General features: G+C 69.3%; 17 protein-coding genes and 1 pseudogene. 11 read left to right on the top strand and 7 right to left on the bottom strand.

Going from position 1 to position 20968, the window contains the following annotated elements; all coding sequences use genetic code 11:
- Window positions 1–438: 438 nt before the first annotated feature.
- Together M878_RS52540 and M878_RS52535 are read right to left on the bottom strand one after the other, a co-directional pair.
- Window positions 439–828 carry a CocE/NonD family hydrolase gene (locus tag M878_RS52540; protein WP_023544491.1) on the bottom strand — a complete coding sequence of 130 codons (390 nt, stop codon included), beginning with the start codon at window positions 826–828 and terminating at the stop codon, window positions 439–441.
- Between the two features lie 792 nt (window positions 829–1620).
- Complete coding sequence (locus M878_RS52535; RefSeq protein WP_023544489.1) at window positions 1621–3042, bottom strand: NAD(P)/FAD-dependent oxidoreductase; 1422 nt, start codon at window positions 3040–3042, stop codon at window positions 1621–1623.
- A 75-nt stretch (window positions 3043–3117) separates the two neighbouring features.
- On the opposite strand from M878_RS52535, the gene M878_RS52530 reads away from it, so the two are divergent.
- Both M878_RS52530 and M878_RS52525 read left to right on the top strand, forming a co-directional pair.
- Window positions 3118–4293 (top strand): carboxylate-amine ligase, encoded by a 1176-nt coding sequence (locus M878_RS52530; RefSeq protein ID WP_078630163.1) that lies wholly within the window; start codon window positions 3118–3120, stop codon window positions 4291–4293.
- A 605-nt stretch (window positions 4294–4898) separates the two neighbouring features.
- Window positions 4899–5567: a HalD/BesD family halogenase gene (locus M878_RS52525; RefSeq protein ID WP_023544487.1), complete on the top strand. Its 669-nt coding sequence runs from the start codon at window positions 4899–4901 to the stop codon at window positions 5565–5567.
- Window positions 5568–5866: 299 nt separating this feature from the next.
- Here M878_RS52525 and M878_RS52520 read toward each other — a convergent pair whose 3' ends face one another.
- Both M878_RS52520 and M878_RS52515 read right to left on the bottom strand, forming a co-directional pair.
- The gene (locus M878_RS52520) at window positions 5867–6145 is read right to left on the bottom strand and encodes an acyl-CoA-binding protein (RefSeq protein WP_023544486.1); all 279 of its coding nucleotides are present in this window, start codon (window positions 6143–6145) and stop codon (window positions 5867–5869) included.
- Window positions 6146–6485: 340 nt separating this feature from the next.
- Window positions 6486–6908 carry a DUF3052 domain-containing protein gene (locus M878_RS52515; RefSeq protein WP_023544485.1) on the bottom strand — a complete coding sequence of 141 codons (423 nt, stop codon included), beginning with the start codon at window positions 6906–6908 and terminating at the stop codon, window positions 6486–6488.
- A 670-nt stretch (window positions 6909–7578) separates the two neighbouring features.
- Here M878_RS52515 and M878_RS97255 point away from each other — a divergent pair.
- From M878_RS97255 to M878_RS96010, 3 genes and pseudogenes are all read left to right on the top strand, one after another.
- Window positions 7579–7725 carry a hypothetical protein gene (locus M878_RS97255; RefSeq protein ID WP_158692624.1) on the top strand — a complete coding sequence of 49 codons (147 nt, stop codon included), beginning with the start codon at window positions 7579–7581 and terminating at the stop codon, window positions 7723–7725.
- Between the two features lie 426 nt (window positions 7726–8151).
- Window positions 8152–8334 carry a hypothetical protein gene (locus tag M878_RS52510; protein WP_023544483.1) on the top strand — a complete coding sequence of 61 codons (183 nt, stop codon included), beginning with the start codon at window positions 8152–8154 and terminating at the stop codon, window positions 8332–8334.
- A gap of 108 nt (window positions 8335–8442) precedes the next feature.
- Window positions 8443–8628: pseudogene (locus M878_RS96010) on the top strand (hypothetical protein); the annotation flags it as partial.
- Between the two features lie 264 nt (window positions 8629–8892).
- Here the strand turns inward: M878_RS96010 and M878_RS46730 are convergent.
- Window positions 8893–9354, bottom strand: coding sequence for a pyridoxamine 5'-phosphate oxidase family protein (locus M878_RS46730; RefSeq protein ID WP_031223744.1), 462 nt, complete (start codon window positions 9352–9354; stop codon window positions 8893–8895).
- A 218-nt stretch (window positions 9355–9572) separates the two neighbouring features.
- Here M878_RS46730 and M878_RS98205 point away from each other — a divergent pair, with 218 nt between their 5' ends.
- The 3 genes from M878_RS98205 to M878_RS52495 all read left to right on the top strand — a co-directional run bounded on the left by M878_RS98205 (window position 9573) and on the right by M878_RS52495 (window position 11041).
- Window positions 9573–9716 carry a hypothetical protein gene (locus M878_RS98205; RefSeq protein WP_167345791.1) on the top strand — a complete coding sequence of 48 codons (144 nt, stop codon included), beginning with the start codon at window positions 9573–9575 and terminating at the stop codon, window positions 9714–9716.
- Window positions 9717–9845: 129 nt separating this feature from the next.
- Window positions 9846–10442, top strand: coding sequence for a hypothetical protein (locus M878_RS52500; protein ID WP_023544478.1), 597 nt, complete (start codon window positions 9846–9848; stop codon window positions 10440–10442).
- Between the two features lie 170 nt (window positions 10443–10612).
- The gene (locus M878_RS52495) at window positions 10613–11041 is read left to right on the top strand and encodes a hypothetical protein (protein ID WP_023544477.1); all 429 of its coding nucleotides are present in this window, start codon (window positions 10613–10615) and stop codon (window positions 11039–11041) included.
- A 145-nt stretch (window positions 11042–11186) separates the two neighbouring features.
- Here the strand turns inward: M878_RS52495 and M878_RS52490 are convergent, their stop codons facing one another.
- Both M878_RS52490 and M878_RS92070 read right to left on the bottom strand, forming a co-directional pair.
- On the bottom strand, window positions 11187–12884 hold the full coding sequence (locus M878_RS52490) for a DUF885 domain-containing protein (protein WP_023544476.1): 1698 nt from the start codon (window positions 12882–12884) through the stop codon (window positions 11187–11189).
- Window positions 12885–13183: 299 nt separating this feature from the next.
- Window positions 13184–14617, bottom strand: coding sequence for a lipase/acyltransferase domain-containing protein (locus M878_RS92070; RefSeq protein ID WP_023544475.1), 1434 nt, complete (start codon window positions 14615–14617; stop codon window positions 13184–13186).
- A gap of 87 nt (window positions 14618–14704) precedes the next feature.
- Between M878_RS92070 and M878_RS52485 the strand changes: the two genes are divergently transcribed.
- From M878_RS52485 to M878_RS52475, 3 genes are all read left to right on the top strand, one after another.
- Window positions 14705–19168 (top strand): hypothetical protein, encoded by a 4464-nt coding sequence (locus M878_RS52485; RefSeq protein WP_023544474.1) that lies wholly within the window; start codon window positions 14705–14707, stop codon window positions 19166–19168.
- A complete protein-coding gene (locus M878_RS52480) occupies window positions 19165–19596 on the top strand; it encodes a DUF4231 domain-containing protein (protein ID WP_023544473.1) in 432 nt (143 codons plus the stop codon). Before M878_RS52485 ends, M878_RS52480 begins: the two co-directional genes overlap by 4 nt.
- A gap of 246 nt (window positions 19597–19842) precedes the next feature.
- A complete protein-coding gene (locus M878_RS52475; RefSeq protein WP_023544472.1) occupies window positions 19843–20958 on the top strand; it encodes a Gfo/Idh/MocA family protein in 1116 nt (371 codons plus the stop codon).
- The last annotated feature ends 10 nt before the right edge of the window (window positions 20959–20968 follow it).

The following is a 20968-nucleotide window of genomic DNA, read 5'->3' as shown; positions in this document are numbered from 1 at the left end:
TGACTCTCAGCGCCCCGTCAGGAATGCCGTCACCGACGCCCACTGACGTGAGTCGCAGCTGTGGGCGCCATGAACCACGCCATGTTCGGCCCGCCTGACCTGCCTGAAGCCGGTGCTCGGCCGCCGGTGGTTCGTCGAACGCGGCGGCGCGGCATGCCGACACACGAATTTTTCCCATCGCGGGGGAACTGAAGTGGAACCGCACGACACTTGGCGCCGCGCGCCACGGTTCGGCATGACGGATCCACGCATCAAGTGACCGCCAGGCTGGACGCCCCCGCCCCGGAGGCGGGCGCCGCCATGCGCGAGCACCCGGCGCGCCTCGTTGACGGACAGCACGGTGGCTCAGCCGAGCGCGGCGTCCAGCGACAGCGCGCCGCCGGAGGAGTGCCAGGGCGGCCGGTACAGGCCCGCCGACGTCACCGCGCGCGATGGCCTTCAGTCCGGGCGCCCAGGGCGCGGCGGCAAGCCACCGCACCATGCCGACGCAGGAGGCCCCCAGCAGCCGACGTTTCCGTCCCACCACTCCTGCGAGTCCGGCCAGGCCACCGTGTCGGCGCCGTCCGCCGCGTCGTGCAGATGCGGCACGAAGACGCCGGCCGAGGCGAAGGTGCCGCGGCAGTCCTGGAGGCCGACCGCATAGCCGGCGCGCAGCAGCGCGGACAGAGTCGGCGAGCTGGGCCCCAGACCTCCCGTCTCCTTGTCGTCGGGCGTGCGCACGAGCAGTGCGGGCACCGGCTCGTCCGTCTCCGGCCCCAGGATGCCGGTCGAGAACTCCGTGCCGTCCTTCATGAGCACCGGCACATCGAACAGGGCCTCGTATTCCATCGCTCACCTGCCTGTTACGTCGCCATGGACCTTGATCGCGCCGTCAGACTGGGCGAGAACGCGCTGCCGAGCGGCGGGCAACACCCGCCACTCGGCGGGCTCCGCGGCCCCTGGGGACAAGGCCCGCCATGATGCGCCTTTGTGTTCGGAACCCGTCCCGCGGTGTGTCCGTAGAAAGGCCGTGGAACGCGAAGACCGTGACAGGCCCGCGCGGTGCGTGCGGGCGCCAGGCATGTGGTGAGGGGCAGACAGAGCGATGAGGAACGGTGTGTACCGGAGCGTGGTGGCCGTACTGGGATCGGGCTTGACGGTGGCTCTCGCGGCGTGCGGAGCGGGGGCCGGGGGAGGGGGCGGCGACTCCGTGAACCGGGCCAAGTCACCGTCCTCGTCCGCCGTTTCCTCAGCCTCCTCGACGAAACCGTCCGTCTCTCCTTCGGGCCTAGGGTCCGCAGCTGCGTGAGCAGTGTCGGCGGATCATGAGCACTGTCCGATCAGATCCGGGCGATCATGAGCAGTAGACGGTTGGTGTTGATCTCCGCCGAGACGCTGAAGTCGATGTCCCGGAAGGCTTCGGGGACTTGAAAGTTCATGGGCAAGTCGACGCTGCAGGTGACGGAGCGGCTTGAAGCACGGGCCAGCTGATACGCCGAAACGCTCCCAGGCCCACCTTCTCGCCGTGGCCAGCGGCGATCAGCAGGGCGATGATCAGCCGTACCCCGCAGGGCGGGCAGTTTCGCCGCCGGGTGTTCCTCCTGCGTGTACCTGTGCGGCGGAGACGCCTGAGCCCTCTGATCAGGCGTGGTCGGTGGCGTGGAGGCGGGGATGGGGGTGGAGGTTGAGGTAGAGGCCGGCGGTGGCGTGTGCGGGGGTGGTGGGCAGGGGTAGCAGGTGGCTTGTTCCGTGGCCTGCGAGTCCTTGCGGGGGTTGGCCGTTGGCGGGTGGGCGCACGGTGCGAAGGAAGGTGTCAACGGGGTCGTCGGTCTGGCTGTCGTGGAGGTCTTCGGCGCCGCTGATGATGTTGAGGAAGCTTTCGTGCAGGCGTAAGGGGGCTTGGTCGCGGATGCTGAGCTGCTGTGCGGTGCGGAAGTAGCTGTCGCGGCCGGCGTGGATGCGGTAGAAGGCGCTGACCAGGATGAGGAGCCGTTCGTAGGCGTGCTGGTAGGCAGTCTGGTAGAAGGCGCGGGCGGCGTCTTCGTCGACGTCACCGCAGAGCACGCTGCTGATGGAGGCGGCGGCGAGCAGGCCGCTGTACATGGCCAGGTGCACGCCGGTGGACAGCAGGGGGTCCAGGAAGCAGGCGGCGTCGCCGGCGAGGAACCAGCCCGGCCCGCTGAACGCTTCGCTGACGTAGGAGTAGTCGCTCTCGGTTTTCAGCGGCGCCACCTGGCGGGCGTTGGTGAGCATGCCGGCCAGTAGAGGGCAGCGGGCGATCGCTTCGTCGTAGAGGGTCTGCAGTGAGCCGCCTGCTTCCTGCCTGGCGTGAGCGAAGGAGCGTTTGTCGGTGACCAGGCCGACGCTGAGGGTGCCGTCGTGCAGCGGGATGGCCCACAGCCATCCGTCATCCGGCAGTGAGAACACCCCGATCGCGCCGCAGGGGGCGGCGGTAAGTGGTGCGGCGCCACGCCAGTAGCTCCAGGTGGCGACGTTGCGGAAGGCGTCGTGGACGCGTCTGGTGTGCAGGTGCCCGGCGGCGAGGAGGCCCGCGCGGCCGGAGGCGTCGACGAGGTAGCGGAAGCGGAGGCGCCCTGCGGTTCCGTCTCGGCCGGCCCAGCTGGCTTCCACAGCCCGGTGGGTCCGGCCGGCCTCGCCGCCAGCCTCGAAGGTGACCCGCCTCGCGCGGGCCTCTTCTCGCACGTCCGCACCCTGCGTGCGGGCATGCTCGAGCAGCAGATGGTCGAACTGGGAACGGATGACCTGGAAGCTGTAGGCCGCCGGTCTGCCCGGTTCATCGAAGCCCAGCGACCATTCCTGGCCGCCCCAGCCGTAGAACGCCCCCGTCTTACGGATGAACCCGTGCGCCTCGACCACCTCGCGCGCCCCCATTACGTCCAGCACGGGCAGCAGGGAGGGCAGCAGTGACTCCCCGATGTGGTAGCGCGGGAACCGTTCCCTTTCCAGCACCCGCACTTGATGGCCCTGGCGGGCCAGGAGGGCCGCGGCGGTCGCGCCTGCCGGACCGCCTCCGACCACCAGGACGTCGGTCGCTTCACGCATGCGGTGCTCCTCAACCTTCGGCAACCAGCGATTCCACCCCACCGGTCGAGCACTTTCTGAGACAGTGCCATCACTATGAGCAGTGAACATCACGGTGGGGCGGCCCCGACAGACGCCCTAGCGCCCACCCGCACCCTTGGATCAAGCCACGCTCAGGCCCCGCTTACTGTGGGCATCGAGGAGGAGCTCCTCTTGGTCGATCCCCTCACGCGCACTCTCAGCCCTCAGGGACCCGAGGTGGTGAGCGAGGCGGCCGGTGAACTCGGTGACCGGGCCGGCACCGAGCTGACCCGTTATCAGGTCGAATTACGCACCGATCCGCACACCTGCCTGAAGGAAGCTGCCGACCAGATCCGTTCCACGAGAACGGTGGCCGCCCGCGCCGCTGCGCGCCTCGGCTTGCGCGTCGCCTCGACCGGCACCCCGGTGCTCGGCCAGACGGCCCCTGTCCCGATCACACCCGGCGCCCGCTATGCCCACAGCGCCGCGCACTTCCGCGCTTTGGACGACGAGCAGACCGCGTGCGCCTGCCACATCCATGTCGGCCTGCCCGACCCCCGTGACGCCGTGTACGCCAGCAACCACCTGCGGCCCTGGCTGCCGACCCTGATCGCCTTCAGCGCGAACTCCCCGTTCCGGGACGGTCAGGACACCGGCTACGCGAGCTGGCGCACCACTACCTGGGGGCGCTGGCCCGTCGCCGGCCCACCCCCGTACTTCGAATCACCCGCCCACTTCAACGACCTCGTCGACACCCTCCTCAACACTGAGGCACTCATCGACCGCGGCGGCCTGTACTGGGACATCCGCCCCTCCCACCACCTGCCCACCCTCGAAGTCCGCGTCGCCGACGCCGCCCTGACGCCCGACGACACCCTGATGCTCGCCGCCGTCGTCCGCGCTCTGACTGCCACCGCCCTCAGCTTTGTCCAAGCCGGAGAACCGGCCCCGCGCCCGGCACCGGAAGTCCTGCGTGCAGCCTGCTGGCGCGCGGCACGAGACGGACTGGTCGGCACTGGCATCGACCCACTCACCGGCCACCTGGTCGCCCAGACCACGCTCGTCGAAAGGCTGCTGCACACGATCGCCCCAGCACTGCGGCAGCACGACGACCTCGACCGCGTACGCAAGCAGTGGCAGCGCCTGCGCGGTGAAGGGACCGGTGCTGACCGCCAGCGCGCCGCCTACCGGCAACGCTCCAGCACGCACGACGTCGTCGACTACATTACCTCCGCCACCTGCCCCCATTAGGGCAGCGGTGATATGGGCCCCAGCGTCCTTGGGCCCGACATCGAACAAACCCCAGCCGCTCCGCCCGGCCCGGCGGGGGCGCGGAGCCCGCAGGCGCCTGCCGGGCAACCCGCGAGCACAGGCCAGGCATAGGAAATGCGCTTCGCCGGAGGTACCGGAGGACACCTTTCCTCAGAGCGAGGCACCCAACTGCTGCGCGGTGCGGGCCCCGATCCGACTGAGCCTTACCGCGGCTTCCACGCCCCGTGGACAGCCCGCTGCCCATGCTGCAACAGCGTCGTACGTGTGCGGCTCTCGGCGGTTACCCAGGGCCGAGGAGGGTGTCCGGTCCGCCGATGGAAGGACTCGCGCATCTCTGACCGCGTGAGAACAGCGCACCGGGCCCGGGACACCAGCGCCCGCCACTCGTTCTTGTGCGCCTGCACCGCCATTCGAGTCCGAGGTTGGCGAGCTTCTGAAGCTTGCCGGCGGTGAGCTTGGCGCGCCTGCTCTTTATGTTGCTCAAAAGCCGGGGACGGTGGATCGCGGAGGTGGTGATCCGTAGGGATCCGGCCTGCTGATGGCGCTGTGCCGTAATGATCGTGCGGACGGGGTAGAGGCGTGGCGTGCTGACCCTGCCTGCATCAGACGACGTCCTCGCCTCCGGCTTCACCGACGACGGCTACCTGCCCCTGCCCGGCCTGCTGTCCGCCACGCTGCTGGCAAGGCTGCGCGCTGAACTGCAGCGGTTGGCCGCCCTCGCCGTCCGCCGGGACTTCGCCATGGCCTGCATGAACAACTCGCCTCGGCACCTCACCGTGGTCGGCGGAGAGGCCATCGCGCAGCACTCGACGCTCATTCCCGCCCTGTACCGGGAGCCGGCTCTGCTCGCCTTCCTCAGCCGCGTCACCGGCCTGGACATCACGACCGTGCGCGAGCCGGTCGAACGCCACGTCCTCAACGTCCTGCACCGGCCAGGCGACACCCATGGCGCCCACACCGATGACTATCCGCTGGCACTCGTCCTCTTCCTGCGTGCCCCCGCGTATCACCGCGACGGCGGCTTACTCGAATACACCCCACGCGCCAGCACCCTCGACGCCCTCAATACCTGCTCGGCACGTCGGGCCCATCACCGCAGCGGCGACGCCCACCTCCTGCGCAGTGACACCACCGCCCACCGTGTCACCCCTCTACGCCGCACCGGCCTGCAGCGCGTGGTGCTCAACATGGCCTACACCACTCCCGGGCGGCAAAATGCCGTCACCGACTCGGCCACCCTGCTGTACGGCTGAAGCTTTGCGCAGGTGACGGTCGGTATCCAGAGGAGCGGAGTTCGACCGTCGTCCGAGAGCTCTGCAGTGTTGGGCACGTGGAGCGGGGTGGGCGGCGCCCCTCGCCCTGCGGCGCTCTCTTAGCGCCGACGAGGGACCGCTCCGTCTCTCCACCTGACGCGACCGTCATCCTTCTCACCGAAGCCACCCGACCTACCAAGCCCCCGGAAACCGGGGACCGGGCCAAGGCGAGTGTGGCGACCAGGTCGATCGTCCCTCGCCTTCGGGGCGACAAAGGTGGCGCGAACGTGTACCGAACGTCAGCTGTGGCTGGAGATCGTCGCCTTGGCAATCTGGATGTACCTCTCCTGGGCTTGTTCCTTCGACATCCCCCGCAACTCGTTCCACGCGTTCCACTTCGCCTTCCCGGTGAGGTCGAACATGCCAGGCGCGTCGGTATCGTTGTCACCCTTAGTCGCCTGCTTGTAGTGCGCATACAGCGCCAGGAGCGTGTCGTTATCCGGCTTCGAAGTAAGCTGCTTGATCTTCTCGCCCAGCGTGACGAACTCTTCGTTCCCGGTCGACGTGGCATCCGACATGTCTGATCCTCCTGTTACGACTGAGTCGAACTCGATAGTCTCGACGGCCTACCCCATGATCAACGACGCGCCTCCGTGGGCGGGTCTTCTGTGAGCGGACCTAGCCCAGACGGCCCCACCGCCGTCAACGGCCCCAGGCGCCCTCACGCCCGATGCGCCGGGATAAAAAGCAGGCGCTGACCTGCCTGAACGGGCGGCTGCCTCTGGATGGTTGATGTGCTTTAGGTGCTGGTCAGCGGGTGATCGTGACCCGGTGGGGGAAGGGGACGTTAGCTCCGAGGGTTCGAGTGACAAGGCTCGTCGTACAGGCCCTGACGCCGGGCTGTTGAACCTCCTACCCTTATCGCTGCTTTGCGGGTGTCTTGGGCTGCGTTAGCTTGGTTCCAGTCCAGGTTCCAAGGCTGACAGGGGTAGTTGAGGTGAGGCCCGCGGGCGTCGCCGACTCGGCGATCCCTGACGGATCTACGTGGCCTGGCTGGCCCGTCTTCGGGGTGAGAACCCAGACCACGCCGTCGTCGGCGAGGGGGGTGATGACGTTCAAGAGCTCGTCAACTAGGTCACCGTCGCCGTCTCGCCACCAGAGCAGAACGACGTCAACCACGTCGTCGGTCTCCTCGTCCAGAAGCTCACTGCCGATGGCTTCCTCAATTGCGGCGCGGAGTGCGTCGTCCGTATCCTCATCCCAGCCCAGCTCCTGGACCACCATGTCATTTGTGATGCCGAGCTTTTGGGCATAATTCTGCGCATCCGCAGCAGCCACCATGCCTGCTTTCTCCTTTCACCCAGCCCTTTTTTCGTGGGCAGGACGGCACCGCCCCAGCCCACATAGAGCGGGAACGACGCTCCCAATCGGTCCGTGTTCGCAGCCAGGGCTGCTCGCCGCCATGAGGCAGCAGAACCCCCTGTCAGCTTCCCCCAGCCTTTGCTGACAGGGGCGGGGCACGCGATCTGAGTCGTCCATTCGGATGACGCGTGGTCGATCCATCGGACAGGCCCTAGGTATGGACCTGGCCGAACGGCGAACGCCCGGCCCTCAAGGTCTGATCGGCCGGCGCCTCGCGCCACGCCCCCGTGTTCGCGCGGCAGAACTGGGCCGACGTCACCGTCCGCTACCAGGTAGAGGTCGCCCTGAAGGGAACTAGGCCAGAGCTGACGATGTGCCATGTCACGTGGCCGTGGCGACCTGGCCACGTCGGCTGCGGTCGAGCAGATCCTGGTGGTAGGCGGCCAGGCCGCCGTCCCGGAGTGTCAACGGCCAGTGAGACGTCCCCGTGGGCGGTCATGGGATATCCCCGCTGGTGGGAGGCTTGGAGGGCTCTGGTCCACTTCGTGTGGTCGGGTACGCAGGGTGACTGTTGATCTTCGCGTTATGGCGGTTGAGTTCGCCCGAAAATCGTCCGGCTGGATGGTGGTGTGGCCAACAGTCCTTCGCCGTGAACGAAGTGCTGCCGCAGTTGGACGAGCTGCTGTTCTCCTCGGTCGAGGGTTTGTTGGTGGAATCGGTTGAGGTGACCGACACGGTCGTCAGGATCGAGGCCCGTACGACCGCAGGGCAGATGGCCTGTCGGGGATGCGGATGATGGTCGGGGCGAATACATGGCTCCTACCGGCGATTCCCTCGTGATCTGCCGACGGCGGGCAAGTTCGTCGTGGTGTCGTTGCGAGTGCGGCGGGTTCGTCTGCGAGGAGGAATCCTGCGAACCGCGCCTCACCAAGCGTGACGCCGAAAGACGTCACCAAACCGCCGACTGCGCATCAACCGTCAGCAGCCCCGCGCCGCCGCCCTGCGCACGTCGGCAACACAGCAGGTCGAAGGCCCGCCGTTTGCTAACGAATCCGCGGACCCTAGATCCGGCTCCCGGCTCGTCTCCCCTTCCCCGCCCGATGCGGCGTCCGGCGCCGGGCAGGCCGCTGACGGCACCGACGTCGGTGCCTGTTACGACGGCCGCTGCCGGATCCTCGTCACGAAGGAACCGACGCGCATTCCGGTCGAAGGCAGGTTCGGGGTGGGTTCGCTGGAGGTCACGAGCATCACTGCGAGCTCGGTCGTCGTACAGGCTTCGGGCGACGGTACGTTCCTGTCCACGTCGGTGGGCGAAGGCGGCACCGGCAGCCTGAACGGGCTGAGCTTCCGGGTGACGGAAGTCCGCGACGGGCAGGCCGTACTCGACTTCTTCCCGAAGAAGTAGCCTGCCGGCGGGGGGAGACCGGTCCCGGCCTCGCACGGCCGGCGGGCCCTGGGCCCCAGCCACCCCCTCGGCATGGGCACCGTACTGACTGCCACCGACACCCGGTGGTCCCCCGCCCACTTCTATGCCGCCAACGGCTGGGGAGCAACCGCCCAGCTGGGCGCCCTCTTCAGCTACTGGCTCCTCGCCAGCGGCATCACCACCTACCGCAGCGCCCGCCGGGTGCCAAAGCCCACGACGCAGTCGCAGGACGGGGTTGTCCGCGAGTTACGGATGCAACGGTCCATGCCCTAGGGTGCATCGCTCTGCCCCGGCGCGATCTTCGCGCCGACCCACCACAACCACGGGGATGCGGCTCCAAGAGGTCGAGGTCGACCGGCGGCGGCTCCTCCTTCCGCCACAACTACGGCGACTCGTCCTCAGGAACGAAGAAGATGCCCTGGTGGCAGGCGATCCTGTTCCTGCTAGGCCTGGCCTGCCTGGCCGTCTGGGGCATCGTCAAGCTCGCACGCGAGGTCCGGAAGGCTCTCGGCGTCTAGCACGAGCGGGCCAGGCCCGCTATTCCAGCCAAGTGCCGTCGCGCATGATAAGCCTGCCGCGCAGTTCCGGCTCGCCGCGCCAGGCGCGCACGGTCTTCGGCACCACACGGATGTACAGGAAGGGCCCCTCCTCCGTACGCGGGTCCCACCCGAACTTGCCGGCGAAGGCTTCCGCTGCTTCCCCGGGCACCTCCGTGTCCGGGAAACACTCCGCCGCACCCTGGAGGAGCACCACATCGAAGGTGTCCGGCAGCCCCAGGTGCACGCGCGGCTCCTCACGGACGTTCCGCGCGGTCACGGAGGTGGCACCGGTGCACATCCACACCGCTCGCCCGTCCCACAAGAACCACAGGGGCACCTGATGCGGCCCATGATCGGGGTGAGCCGTCGACACCCATACATCCCTCTCGGCAGCAAGCCGCTCCAGCGTGTCGCGCCTGCGTTCCACAGCCTGCCGACGCACGATCCCGGTGTTCTCCATGAGTACCGACCCTAGCCACCATGATCGAAGCGCACATGGGGCACGGGACCTAGTCCCTGGGACGTATAAACCTCTCAGCCCGTACCTCACGGACAGAGTCACTCGACCGGCCCACATCCCCGCCGTCTCGGCGTGCCAATTACCCCCATTCGGCGCAAGCTGGAAGCGGACCGATTGCCGTTGCCGTTCCCGTGGTCACTGTCGTGCCGGGAGGCATCATGGTTGTGCTAGCCCTGCTCGTGCCGGTGATGCTGCTGCTCGTACTGTTCGCCATGGACCTCTATGAGGATCTCCTGTTCCCCCCGTCCTCCGCACGCCGGACGGAGCAGGACCCGCCCGACGTCGACTACCCCGGCACCTGACCTCGGCGACGGGGGAGCCCCAGGGGCCGTCAGAACCCCCGTCACCCTCCGGTACGATCCTCCACTCTCCGGCGTGATCTTCGCGCGCGCCAGCAGAAGGCGGACCAGACCCACCCGAAGACTGGGTCCATGCCTTCGCCCACCTTCACCGCCCGCTTCCTGCAGCGCACCGCCGTCGTCCTGGCCATGGTGGCCGCCACCGCACTGCCCACGACGACCACGGCGGCACCCGCGTACTGCGCGGACTCCTGCGGCGGCTCCGTCGTCGTAGCCCCGCTGTCCACGGCGCCACCCAGCACGGGACCGTGCACGAGTCCCGAACCCGTGGTGTGCCAGATCCGCCGTGACACCCCCGAAGAACGGGAAGAGGCGCGCGAGATCCGCATGCGCTACCACGCCCTGATCGGCGCGATGGACCGCGTGCGCTGCGCGATGCGCGCCGCGGGCCGCAGCCCCGAGGAGATCGCCCGGCGGCTCGTGGACATGCGCAACGACGCCAAGGAGATCACCCGGGCCGGTATGACGCCCGAAGAGGTCCGGCTGCTGGAAGAGCGCAACCTGGCCAAGTACGGCAACCCGCTCGGTCCGACCGCCGACCAGCTCCACGCCAAGTACGGCTCCTGGGAGAAGGTCGCCGATGCCGCGACCCGCACCAGCCGGGCCGTCGACAGCGAACTCGGCCTGGAATACCGCCCCTGCCCCTGCGAACTGACCCCTGCGGCCTGACCCCGCCAACGACCGGCGGCCGTCACGCGAGGGCTGTTACAAGACAGCGACAAAGCGCCGATGAACGCCTGGGTCCCTTGTGACGTCACTTCTAATGACTACGCCAATCAACATGTAGTGCGCTATCAGCGCAAAAACCCGACCTACCCATAGAAAAGGACATATCTGTGATGGTCTCGAAGCGACGCTCCCTGCGCATAGCCGTCGTCGGCGCCCTCGGCGCGGCCTCCGTCGCCCTCGCGGGCACCGCCATGGCCGCCACCCCTGCCGCGCAAGCCGCGTCCCCCGTCGCCGTTGCACACAAGGCCCAGGCCGTGAAGGCCGCCAAGGCCGGCATCACCGCCACCCCGTCGGCGTCCTCGGTCCGCGCCTGGCAGCTGTTCCGGGTGACGGGCAAGACCACCGGCATCAAGGCGGGCACGAAGGTGACCCTGCAGCAGAAGCAGCACGGCAAGTGGGTCAGCCTGCCCGCGTCCGCTCCCGTCCTGCGCAACGGTTCCTACTCGCTCGGCGTCAAGCTCGGCCTGAAGGGCAAGAACGACCTGCGCATCGTCAGCGGCAAGACGGCCTCACCGGTCTTCAACGTGACGGTCCGCTGACCCGCACCGCCTCGCGCGACGAGTTCAGCCGACCCCGCCGAACCGAGCGGGGACCGACTGGACTCGTCGTGCCACTTCGCAGTCCAACTGGGCGACATGGGCCGCCCGTTGGGAGCGATGAACAATTCCAGGCCGGAACCGCCGTTCACAGTGAGGCGAGGCTGTCGGCCAGGTCGGCCAGGCCGAGGGAGCCCTGGGCGAGTGCGTTCATGTGCCAGGTTCGGAGGTCGAAACCGACGCCGAGGCGGCGGCGGGAGGCCTCACGGCCCTGCAGCCAGGCGCGTTCGCCGAGCTTGTAACCGATGGCCTGGCCGGGCCAGCCGAGGTAGCGGTCGATCTCGCTGGTGCGGCGGGCGGTGTCGCTGCCGTGATGGGCGGCCATGAACGCGGTGGCGAGGTGCGGGGTCCAGCGTTCGCCCGGGTGGAAGCCCGAGTTGGCGGGAATGGCGAGTTCGAGATGCATGCCGATGTCGACGATCACACGGATGATCCGGAGCATCTGCTTGTCCAGATAGCCCAGGCGGCGCGCGGGGTCGGTGAGGAAGCCCAGTTCGTCCATCAGACGCTCGGCGTACAGGGCCCAGCCTTCCTTGTCGGCGCTGACCGCGCCGAGGGTGATCTGGTAGTGGCTGAGGTGCCCTGCGGCGGCGGTCCACCGAGCGGTCTGCAGATGATGACCGGGGACGCCCTCGTGGTACCAGGTGCTGACCATCTCCCAGGTGGGAAAGGTCTGTTGGCCCAGCGTGGGCAGGTACGTGCGCCCGGGGCGGCTGAAGTCGAGGCTGGGGCCCGTGTAGTAGGGGGCGCCCGAGCTGCCCGGGGGCGCGATCCTCGTCTCGACCCGGCGCAGCGGGCCGGAGATGTCGAAGTGGGTGCCGTCGAGAGCGTCGATCGCCTCGTCGATGATCTCCTGGAGCCAGGCTCGGATGTTCTCCTCACCCGTGATGGCATGGCCATGTCGGTTCAGGTGGTCCATGGTCTCCCGGACACTGGCTCCCGGAAGGATCCGGCCGGCCTCGGCCTGCATCTCGGCGGCCGTCCGGTGGAACTCCTCCCAGGCCCAGGAGTAGGCCTCGGCCGGGTCCGGGCTCGTGCCGTTGGCCCAGCGGGCCGAGCGCAGATACCGCTCCCGGCCGACGGCGTCCGGGGTGCCTTGCACGGCGGGCAGGTAGCGGCCGCGCAGCCAGTCGGCGAAGTCTGCCACCGCGGCCGTCGCCCGGTCCGCGGCTGCGTCCAGCTCGGGCCTGAGCCGATCCGGAGCGTCGGCCACGAACGTGGCGAACCAGCTCGCGCCGCTGCCGTCCTGCCCGGTCCAGGCGGAGAGCTGACCGATGACGGCCCGGGCCTGCCGGGGCGCGCACAGCAGCCCGCGGACGAGGCCCTCGCCCAGGGTCGCCCGGTAGCCGTCCAGCGCGCCGGGCACATTGCGCAGCCGCCCGGCGACGGCCGCCCAGTTCTCGTCGGTGCCGGTGGGCATCAGGGTGAAGATGCCGCGCACCTGGTGGAGGGGCGAACTGACGTTGCGCAGCTCGCGGAAGTGGTCTCCCGCCTCGTACAGGGCGAGATGCGCGGTCAGCCTCTCCCGCAGCAGCCGGGCGCAGTTCCGCTCGGCGCCCTCGAACTCCGCGCCGTTCTTCTCAGCGTCGCGTTCCATGACGTCGAGCGCGGACAGCGTGCGGCGGGCCGGCTCGGCGAGCGCCTCGAAGCCCTCCGGAGACAGATCCGGCTGCCGGTCGTCCTCGGGGCGGAGGCCAAGTCGGGTCGAGACCATGGGGTCGAGGGCGGCGACCTGCGCGACGTACTCGTCGGCGATCCGGCGCGGGGTGCTCGGCGTCTCGGGCATGGCCTTCATGCTGGCGTACGGCCGCCGACGGTGTCAGCAGTGCCTTCAACGGGGCTTCCTGAATTCGGCCAGAGATGTTTCTCCCATCCTCCATAGCGTGGCTTCGGAGGGCCGTCAGGGAGCGCGCTGGGACTGACGAGTCCCGTGGGGGGAGGAGGCCTGCAGAGAGAGTACGTCGATCAGGGCCGTAACAGCCTGTTGTGCCAACTGCGGGCCGGCGCGGAGAGCTTCAGGGCGCGCACGTCTCCCCGGCCAAGATCCGCGTGCTCCCGCACGCGCTACTCGCGTATGGCCCAGGATCAGCAGGACGCCACCACGATGAGGTCGTCCACCCGGCTCGCGGGGGACTCCTTCGTCGTCTCGACGGTGATATGCCAGATGCCGGGCGGCAGGGTGAGATCGGCCGTGTAGTTTCCCGTGCCGTCGGGGCGGAGGGGGAGGGGGCGGCCGTAGGGGGTTCCGTCGACGTGCTGCAGGTGGGCGTCGAGGGTGAGGTCGGGGCTGTCCGTGTGGACCTGGAGGGGCACGGTCTGTTCGGCCGGCACCACGGGATCCACATGGAGGGACAGTGAGCGGGCCGGCGCCAGCGTCGCCCTGGTGGGAGCTGCGGCGATCTTTCGCTTGAGGATGCGCAACAACTCCTCGTGCCTGGTCAGGCCGACATGTGTCGCCGGATAGAACATAGCGGGGGAATCGTCCTCCCAGTGTGGAGGGACGCTGCTGAAGCGTGGCACCGTTCCGTCTCCGCCGAAGTCGAAGCCGCGCTGTCGGTGCGTGAAGCGTAGCCCCGGCGGGTCGATCACCATGCTCTGCTCCGTCGGCTGCCCGCTTCCCGCGAACACATGCACCAGCCTGTCCCCCGGTTCGCCTTCCTTCCTTCTGATCGCGGTATGGAAATCGGCTGAGTGTTCCACGGCCTGACGGCTGAGGCCAGGGACGTGGCAGTCCAGCAGACGGATGGCATCGGCGCGGCCGTCGTCTCCCGAGCCGTCGTCGGCGCCTGTGCTGCCCACGTCCTTCGCCTCGGTGACGCAGCGGTAGGCCGGGAGGAGTTCCGCGATCGAGGGGAAGGTCTCCGCAACGGAGCGCAGCCGCTCACCGAACCGGCCCGCCCACGGCGGCAACAGATGACCGGTCAGGACGCGCACCGCTTTCACCGAACCGACGTACGGCGTGCCGATGGTGTACGCCCGCCTGGTCATTTCCGTCCCGCCGAGGACGTACAGGAAGTACCGGCCTATCAGGCCGCCCATGGAGTGGCAGACGAGTTGGAGCTGTGCGTCGGGACCGCCACCCTCGCGGCGCCACTCATGCAGTCGCCGTTTCGCCCGGTCCATGAGCAGGCGCGCGTTGTACTGGTTCGACAGCCTCCAGTCGTAGGGGAAGATCATCAGCTGGCGCACGGGATTCTTGAGGCACCGGCGCAGAGACTTCAGCAGCGCCGGGTATCCGGCTCCTGCCCAGAAGCCCGGCCAGACCTGTGAGCCCGGCATCAACGACTCGGGCTGGAGGGCGTAGCGCGCCGGCGGCGGTCCGTCGCCGAGACCGGGCGGGAGCCTGAGGGTTTCCAGGGTCTCGCAGAAGTCGCCCAGGACATGCGCCGCCATGGCGAACGAGGCGTTCCACGCCTCCCGGCCGTTCGGCGTGAGCAACACACTCCCGAGAATGCCCGGCACCACCACGACGAGATCATGCTCCTGAAGGGGAGTCTCCTCCTGACGCTGTGTGAACACGACACCGCCTCAGCTGCCGTGACGGGGTGACCGTCGAATCCGCGGGATGACCTGGCGACGCAGGCTCGATACGACCAAGATAGAGGTGTGCGCAACACAGCGGGGGACGAATGGGGAACCGTCCTGGACATCGTCGTGGACGAGTATGAGTCCCCGTCCTTGGGGAAGTTGGAACATCTGCGCAGCCACGTGGACGCGGTGGCCGACCTGTTGGTCGCCGGCGGATTCCGCCGCCACCCCGGCAGCAGAAGGCGACCGGAGGACCTGCGCCTGCGCCAGATCCAGGACCTCTTCGCGGACCTGGGCCTCCCCTCCGGCACCGAGCGGCTGCTGGTCTACTGGGCCGGGCACGGCCGTCGGCTGGAGCACAGCGGCTTCTTCCTGATGTGCTCGGACTCCGGCAAGGACAACGGGCTGATCACCGTGGGCGATGCGATGTCGCCCGCCTATCTGGGATCGCTGTTGGCGGTGTGCGGTGCTCGCGAAATCGTCCTCGTCATGGACGCGTGCAGTTCGGGAGGCGGCGCCGGTGAGGCGTGCGAGGCGTTCAGCAAGGTGCTGGACGATCGGCGGATGGCGAGGCCGCCCAAGCTGGTGGTCCTGTGCTCGGTGGCCTCCGGCGAGCGTGCCGAAGAGCTCGCTCTGAGCGAGGCCATGCGGACACTCCTGCAGGACCCGGACGACAACGTGACGATGCGGGGGTGGGGGCCACGTGACCGGTCGATCACGATCGATGAAATGATCACGGCGCTGAATGCCCAGCTCGGTTCCCGTCAGCGCCTCGCAAAGCGGTGGACCGACGTTTTCTCCACCCCCTTCTTCCCCAACCCGCGCTACGACCCGGAACTCCCGGACACCGATCTCGAAAGCCGCCGCGCCCGGCCGGTCCTGCTGCCGGCCGACGTCCGCGAGCACTTCATGCTCAAGTTCCAGGGCATCGACGCCGTCGGCGACGAGGGCTACTTCTTCCAGGGGCGCACCGACGCCCTGCGGCGCGTCGTGACGTGGCTGCGCACGGAGGACTCGGGCATGTTCGTCGTCACCGGACCGCCGGGCAGCGGCAAGTCGGCGTTGCTCGGGCGACTGGCCGTGCTGTCCGACGCGTCGTACCACAAGGACGTCCACGTGGCCGCCCCGGAGGTGGTCGACGGCGCGGAGCTCGGCACGCTGCCCGACATCGGCGCCATCGACGTGGGCATCCACGCACGCGGCAAGGACGTACTGGACTGTGTCCAGGCGTTGGAGAAGGCCCTGGGACTGGAACCCCCTCGCGGTGGCTGGCGTGGACCGGAGCAACTCGTCTCCGCCGTCGGCCGGACCAACCGCAGGTACACCGTGCTCGTCGACGCGCTGGACGAGGCGCGGCCGGAGGCGGTGGGCGCCATCGCCGGACGTCTGCTGCGTCCGCTCGCCGACCAGAGCGGGGTCAAGGTCCTCGTCGGCACGCGGGGCCGCGCCGTCGAGGCGAGGGATTCCGCCGCCCGCGACCTGCTCGGTATTCTGGCCCCGGAACGGCGGCTCGATCTCGATCAGGACACCGCCGCCACCGAGGACATCGAGGCGTACGCCTACAAGCGCCTCACCGACCTGAAGGGCTCCCGGTACGAGCTCGCCGACACCGAACGCACCCGGCAGGCGGCCCAGCGCGTCGCTCAGGAGAGCGAGTCGGTGTTCCTGATGGCCCGGCTGTTCACCCGGGCGCTGGCCGACCGGAACGAGATCCTGGACCTGGACGGCCCCGAGGCGCGCGAGATCTTCCGCAGCCGTGACGTGGCCGAGGTCTTCGCGGCCGACCTCGCCCGGTACGGCACCCTGCGGCAGCAGGTCACCGACCTGCTCGCCCCGCTCGCCTGGGCGCTGGGCCCCGGCCTGCCCAAGCGTACGATCTGGGCCACCGCGGCAACGGCGCTCACCGGCGGAGCGCGCACCTATACCGAGGACGACGTGGCCTGGGTCATTGCCAACGCCGGCGCCCACCTGATCGAGTCCGGCGAGGAGGGCCAGAGCGTCTACCGGCTCTACCACCAGGCGTACGCCGACTACCTGCGCCAGGCCGTCGCCACGGCGGACCGCGCACCCGTCTTCCTCTACGAGGCAGTTCTGGGCACGGTGCCCCGCACCGACGGGCAGTGGGACTGGGCCCGTGCCACCCCGTACGCACTCAAGCATCTGCCTGTCTACGCCCTGGCCGCCGGTCGGCTCGAACACCTCGTCCAGGACACCGGAATCCTCCCGTACGCGGACCCGACCCGGATGATGGGCGTCCTCAACACGCCCGAGCAACAACGCCGTTCCCTGCCGCGGTTGTATCTGCGGGTCTGGGACGAGCTGCGGAACCTGACACCCGAGGACCGAGCGGCCCTGCTGCAGCTGCGGGCCGGCATCGACGAACCGGACGCGCTGCCCCAGCTGAGGACAGAAGCGCAACTGGGCTGGCGGGTCCGGTGGGGCAACGGCCGGAGAACGAACTTTCACGGCGTGCTCGTCGGAGGCCCGACCAGCGCGGTGGGCGCCGTCGCGATCGACCTCGACCCGGACGGCACACTCACCGTGGCCGCCGGCGACGAGCAGGGTGCGGTCCATCTGTGGGACGGCGCCTCGGGCGCACTGCTGCACACGCTGCCCACCGGACATGCGCCGGTGACGGCGGTGGAACTCACCCGCGCCAGAGGGCGGCTCCTGCTCGCCGCCACCTCGGACTACGAAGTCCACCTGTGGGACGTCGGCGAAGGCCTGCCGGTGGTTGCACCCTGCTCTCACCGCCGGAAGGTGACGGCCATGGCCTTCGGCACCACCGCGGACGGCGAACCGCTGCTCGCGACGAGCGCCCGGGACGGCCGTATCCGCCTCTGGGACACCGACCGCGGCCAACCACGGCAGACCTGGTCCGGCGGCGGTCTCGGCACGCGCGCGCTGGCCCTCACCTCCCTGCCGGGGATCGGCGACGTGCTCGTGGCCGCCTGTACCACGGGCGCGGTCAGAACCTGGAACATCGCGCCGTCGGCAGATGTCCGCGTTCCGCGACTGTGGTGGCGCAAGTGGCCCGGCGAGCTGAAGGCCCGCTACGGCATGGCCCTTTCGGAACTCGACGGACGTGGCGTCGTGGTGGGCCGCGCTGGGCTCTTCGCCGACGGAGTGCGCTGCCTGGATCTGCGAACCGGGGCACCGGTCGGCGACGAGGACGGAACCGGTGACGAAGGGTTCACGCCCAGAGACATCGGTTTCACCCCCGAGTCCCTCGGTGGTGTCAAGGGTGATCCGGCGGCCTTTGTGACCGGTGGACCGGAGGGAGGGGTCCGGCTCAGACGAGGGCGCGGCTCCGCCGGCGGCTGGACCGGTCACTCCGGCGATGTCCGGGCCGTGGCGGGGGTGCGGAATCACAGCGGTGACACCTTCGTCGTCAGCGGAAGCCAGGACGGAACCGTACGGCTGTGGAACACAGCTGTGTCGACCGCCGACGACCATCCACAGCGCGGCCAGACCCACGGGGACGCCCTTACCAGCTCGGACCTCGTCGCGCTGCCCGACGGCCGGCTGCTGCTGGCCACCGGCACCGCGGACGGCACGGTCTGGATCTGGGACGGGAGGACGGGACGGCGGATCGCCCGATGCGTGGTCCACGTGGAAACCGATTACATACCTGTCGAGAAACCGATGGAGGGCTTCCAAGTCCAGGCCGTCCGCAGCGTCAGGTCGGGTCATGAACAAAGCGTCACCGCGGTCTCCTGGGTACCTGCGGGCGGCGAGCGCCACGCAACCCTGGTCTCGGCCAGTGAGGAGGGATCCGTCCAGTTCTGGAGCACGGAGGGCGCCCCGCTGATCAGACACAAGGGCAGCGGACCGGTGGCCGCACTGACGGCGACCGCCCTCGACGAGGACGGTGACGACGGACTCATCGCGGTCGGCCGCCCCCACACCATCGCTCTGCATGACAGCGAAGGTGACCGGTTGCGCGCCCGGTTCGGCTCCCGGGTCCGGCTGATGCGCGGCCATCGCCGCGCCATCGGCGCCGTGGCCTTCGCCCCGCAGCCCGACGGGACGACATGGCTGGCGAGCGGTGACAAGGGCGGAAAGATCACACTCTGGGCACACCCCTCCGGCAGGCCGGTCGGACAGCTGCGCGGCCCCGGTGACGGCAGCAAGGCCCACCGGGGCCCCGTGCACAGCCTCGCCTCCGTCCTCGGCCCCGAGGGTTCGATGCTGGTCAGCGCAGACGCGGACGTCGTACGCGTATGGGACCTGACGTCCCGGTCGATCCGGGCCGAGTTCGGCCGCGAGCCGGTCCGTGGAGTGGCTGCGGTGGCCACCGCCGACGGGCGGATCCTGGTCGCCGTACCCACCGCCGACCGCACCGTGGAGATCTGGGACGCGCAGGCCGAGGCGCGGCTCGGAGCCGTCCGCGGATTTCCTCAGCCGGTGACGACCGTGAGCATGCTGCGCGACCGGCACGACTCCGACACCGTGCTTCTCGCCGTGGGCCACGGGCGAGTCGTGCACATCGTGGAACTGCTGGAGTTCTCCGACCGTCGGCGCTGGAAGGGCACACCATGACCGCTACGGCCCAGGAACCGTCCCGCTCCTCTTCCGACGGGCTCCAGGGGCTGCCGCCGGTGCTCCAACGCGAGCTGCGCCGGGAGCTGCGCCGCTGGAGGGTGGGCACGAACGCGTACGGCGGTACGTACTACGGCCTGCGCATCGTTCTGATCGCGACCAGCGCCATCGTGGCCGCCGACCAGAACCTGGGCCAGGCGAAGGGAAGCTGGCTGCTGTCCTGGGTACCGGCCCTGTCCCTGATCGTCGCGATCACCACGGCGATCGACACCTGGCTCAAACCACAGCAGAAATGGCGCGGCTTCATGGAGTCGCGCGACGCCCTGGCCGACCTCCTGGTCCAGGCGGAGGGCGGACTGCCCGCCGAAGAGGTGCGGTCCCGGTTCCTGAAACTGCGCCAGCGGCACCGGGAGCGGAACATCTTCTGAGGACGGCGCGCGACCGCCGTACTGAGAAGCCCAGTGGCGGTCCCGCCGTCCCGACATGGCGCTGATCGCCGTCCCCAGCAGGGTGCCGACCCTTCCTCACCACCCTCGCACCAGCGAATCCCCTGCACAGGGGTTGTCCTGACAATCCCTCCGCCCTTAGGGTCGCCTCGTATGGAGCAAGCGCTTTCTCCGGGTGTGTGTGCACCTGCGTTCGCACTCCGTCTGCCGAGCCCTCAGGAGCGCCGCATGTCCCTGCCCCCACCTCGCCGCCGCGTCGCCGTCATCGGCACCGGCGCCATCGCCACCGGCAGCCATCTCCCCGCGCTCAGAGTCCATGCCGAGCGCGTCGAACTCGTCGCCGCCGTCGATGTGGACGAGCGCAGACTGGACGCGTTCCGGGGCCAAGCGGGAGCGCGGGTCACCGGGTTCGCCTCGACCGAGGCCATGCTCGACGCCGTGCGCCCCGACTTGGTCCTCATCGGCACCCCGCCCGCGCTGCACCGTGAGCAGACCGTGGCCGCGCTCAAGGCGGGCGCCTGGGTGCTGTGCGAGAAGCCGCTGTGTCTGTCGCTCGCCGAGTACGACGACATCGCCGCCGCCGAGGAAGCCTCCGGCGGCTACGCCTCGGTGGTCTTCCAGCACCGCTACGGCTCCGGTGCCGTACACGCCCGGGACCTGATCGCACGCGGTGAACTGGGCGCCCCGCTGGTGGCGCACTGCCAGACCACCTGGCACCGGGACGTCGGCTACTACGCCGTACCGTGGCGCGGTCGCTGGGCGACCGAGGGCGGCGGGCCCACCATGGGGCACGGCATCCACCAGTACGACCTGCTGCTGCACCTGCTGGGGGAGTGGGAGGAAGTGCGAGCCATGGCGGCCCGGCTGGTCCACGACGTCGAGAGCGAGGACGTCTCCACCGCCCTGGTCCGCTTCCGCGGCGGCGCGCTCGCCACCGTCGTCAACAGCGTCCTGTCCCCGCACGAGGTCAGCCGTATCCGTGTCGACTGCGCCGATGCCACGCTGGAACTGACCCACCTGTACGGGCACGGCAACGAGGACTGGGTCTACACCCCCGCACCGCACGTCTCTCCCGAGCGTGCAGCGGTCTGGCGTGCCGCAGCTGCAGACGTGCCCAGCTCGCACATCGCCCAACTGGACGCCGTCCTCGACGCGTTCGACTGCGGCGAGCGCCCCCCGGGCAGTGGGCCCGACGCGCGCGCGACCCTGGAGTTCGCCGCCGCCCTGTACAAGGCGGCGTTCACCGGACAGCCGGTGCGGGCGGGTGAGATCGCCCCCGGCGACCCCTACTACGCGGCCATGCACGGCGACCACCCCGACTGGGCTCCCAAGGAGCGCGCATGAGTTTCCTGAG

Origin of the sequence: Streptomyces roseochromogenus subsp. oscitans DS 12.976 (assembly GCF_000497445.1) — a bacterium.
Lineage (GTDB): Bacteria > Actinomycetota > Actinomycetes > Streptomycetales > Streptomycetaceae > Streptomyces > Streptomyces oscitans.
Note: the sequence above shows the minus strand (reverse complement) of the source record. Positions and strands in the feature narration are given on the sequence as shown.

Excerpts from the sequence above, each read along its gene's own strand:
- M878_RS52540 (WP_023544491.1), bottom strand. The coding sequence starts at position 828 with ATGGAATACGAGGCCCTGTTCGATGTGCCGGTGCTCATGAAGGACGGC.
- M878_RS52535 (WP_023544489.1), bottom strand. The coding sequence starts at position 3,042 with ATGCGTGAAGCGACCGACGTCCTGGTGGTCGGAGGCGGTCCGGCAGGC.
- M878_RS52530 (WP_078630163.1), top strand. The coding sequence starts at position 3,118 with ATGAGCAGTGAACATCACGGTGGGGCGGCCCCGACAGACGCCCTAGCG.
- M878_RS52520 (WP_023544486.1), bottom strand. The coding sequence starts at position 6,145 with ATGTCGGATGCCACGTCGACCGGGAACGAAGAGTTCGTCACGCTGGGC.
- M878_RS52515 (WP_023544485.1), bottom strand. The coding sequence starts at position 6,908 with ATGGTGGCTGCTGCGGATGCGCAGAATTATGCCCAAAAGCTCGGCATC.
- M878_RS46730 (WP_031223744.1), bottom strand. The coding sequence starts at position 9,354 with ATGGAGAACACCGGGATCGTGCGTCGGCAGGCTGTGGAACGCAGGCGC.
- M878_RS98205 (WP_167345791.1), top strand. The coding sequence starts at position 9,573 with ATGGTTGTGCTAGCCCTGCTCGTGCCGGTGATGCTGCTGCTCGTACTG.
- M878_RS52500 (WP_023544478.1), top strand. The coding sequence starts at position 9,846 with ATGCCTTCGCCCACCTTCACCGCCCGCTTCCTGCAGCGCACCGCCGTC.
- M878_RS52495 (WP_023544477.1), top strand. The coding sequence starts at position 10,613 with ATGGTCTCGAAGCGACGCTCCCTGCGCATAGCCGTCGTCGGCGCCCTC.
- M878_RS52490 (WP_023544476.1), bottom strand. The coding sequence starts at position 12,884 with ATGCCCGAGACGCCGAGCACCCCGCGCCGGATCGCCGACGAGTACGTC.
- M878_RS52480 (WP_023544473.1), top strand. The coding sequence starts at position 19,165 with ATGACCGCTACGGCCCAGGAACCGTCCCGCTCCTCTTCCGACGGGCTC.
- M878_RS52475 (WP_023544472.1), top strand. The coding sequence starts at position 19,843 with ATGTCCCTGCCCCCACCTCGCCGCCGCGTCGCCGTCATCGGCACCGGC.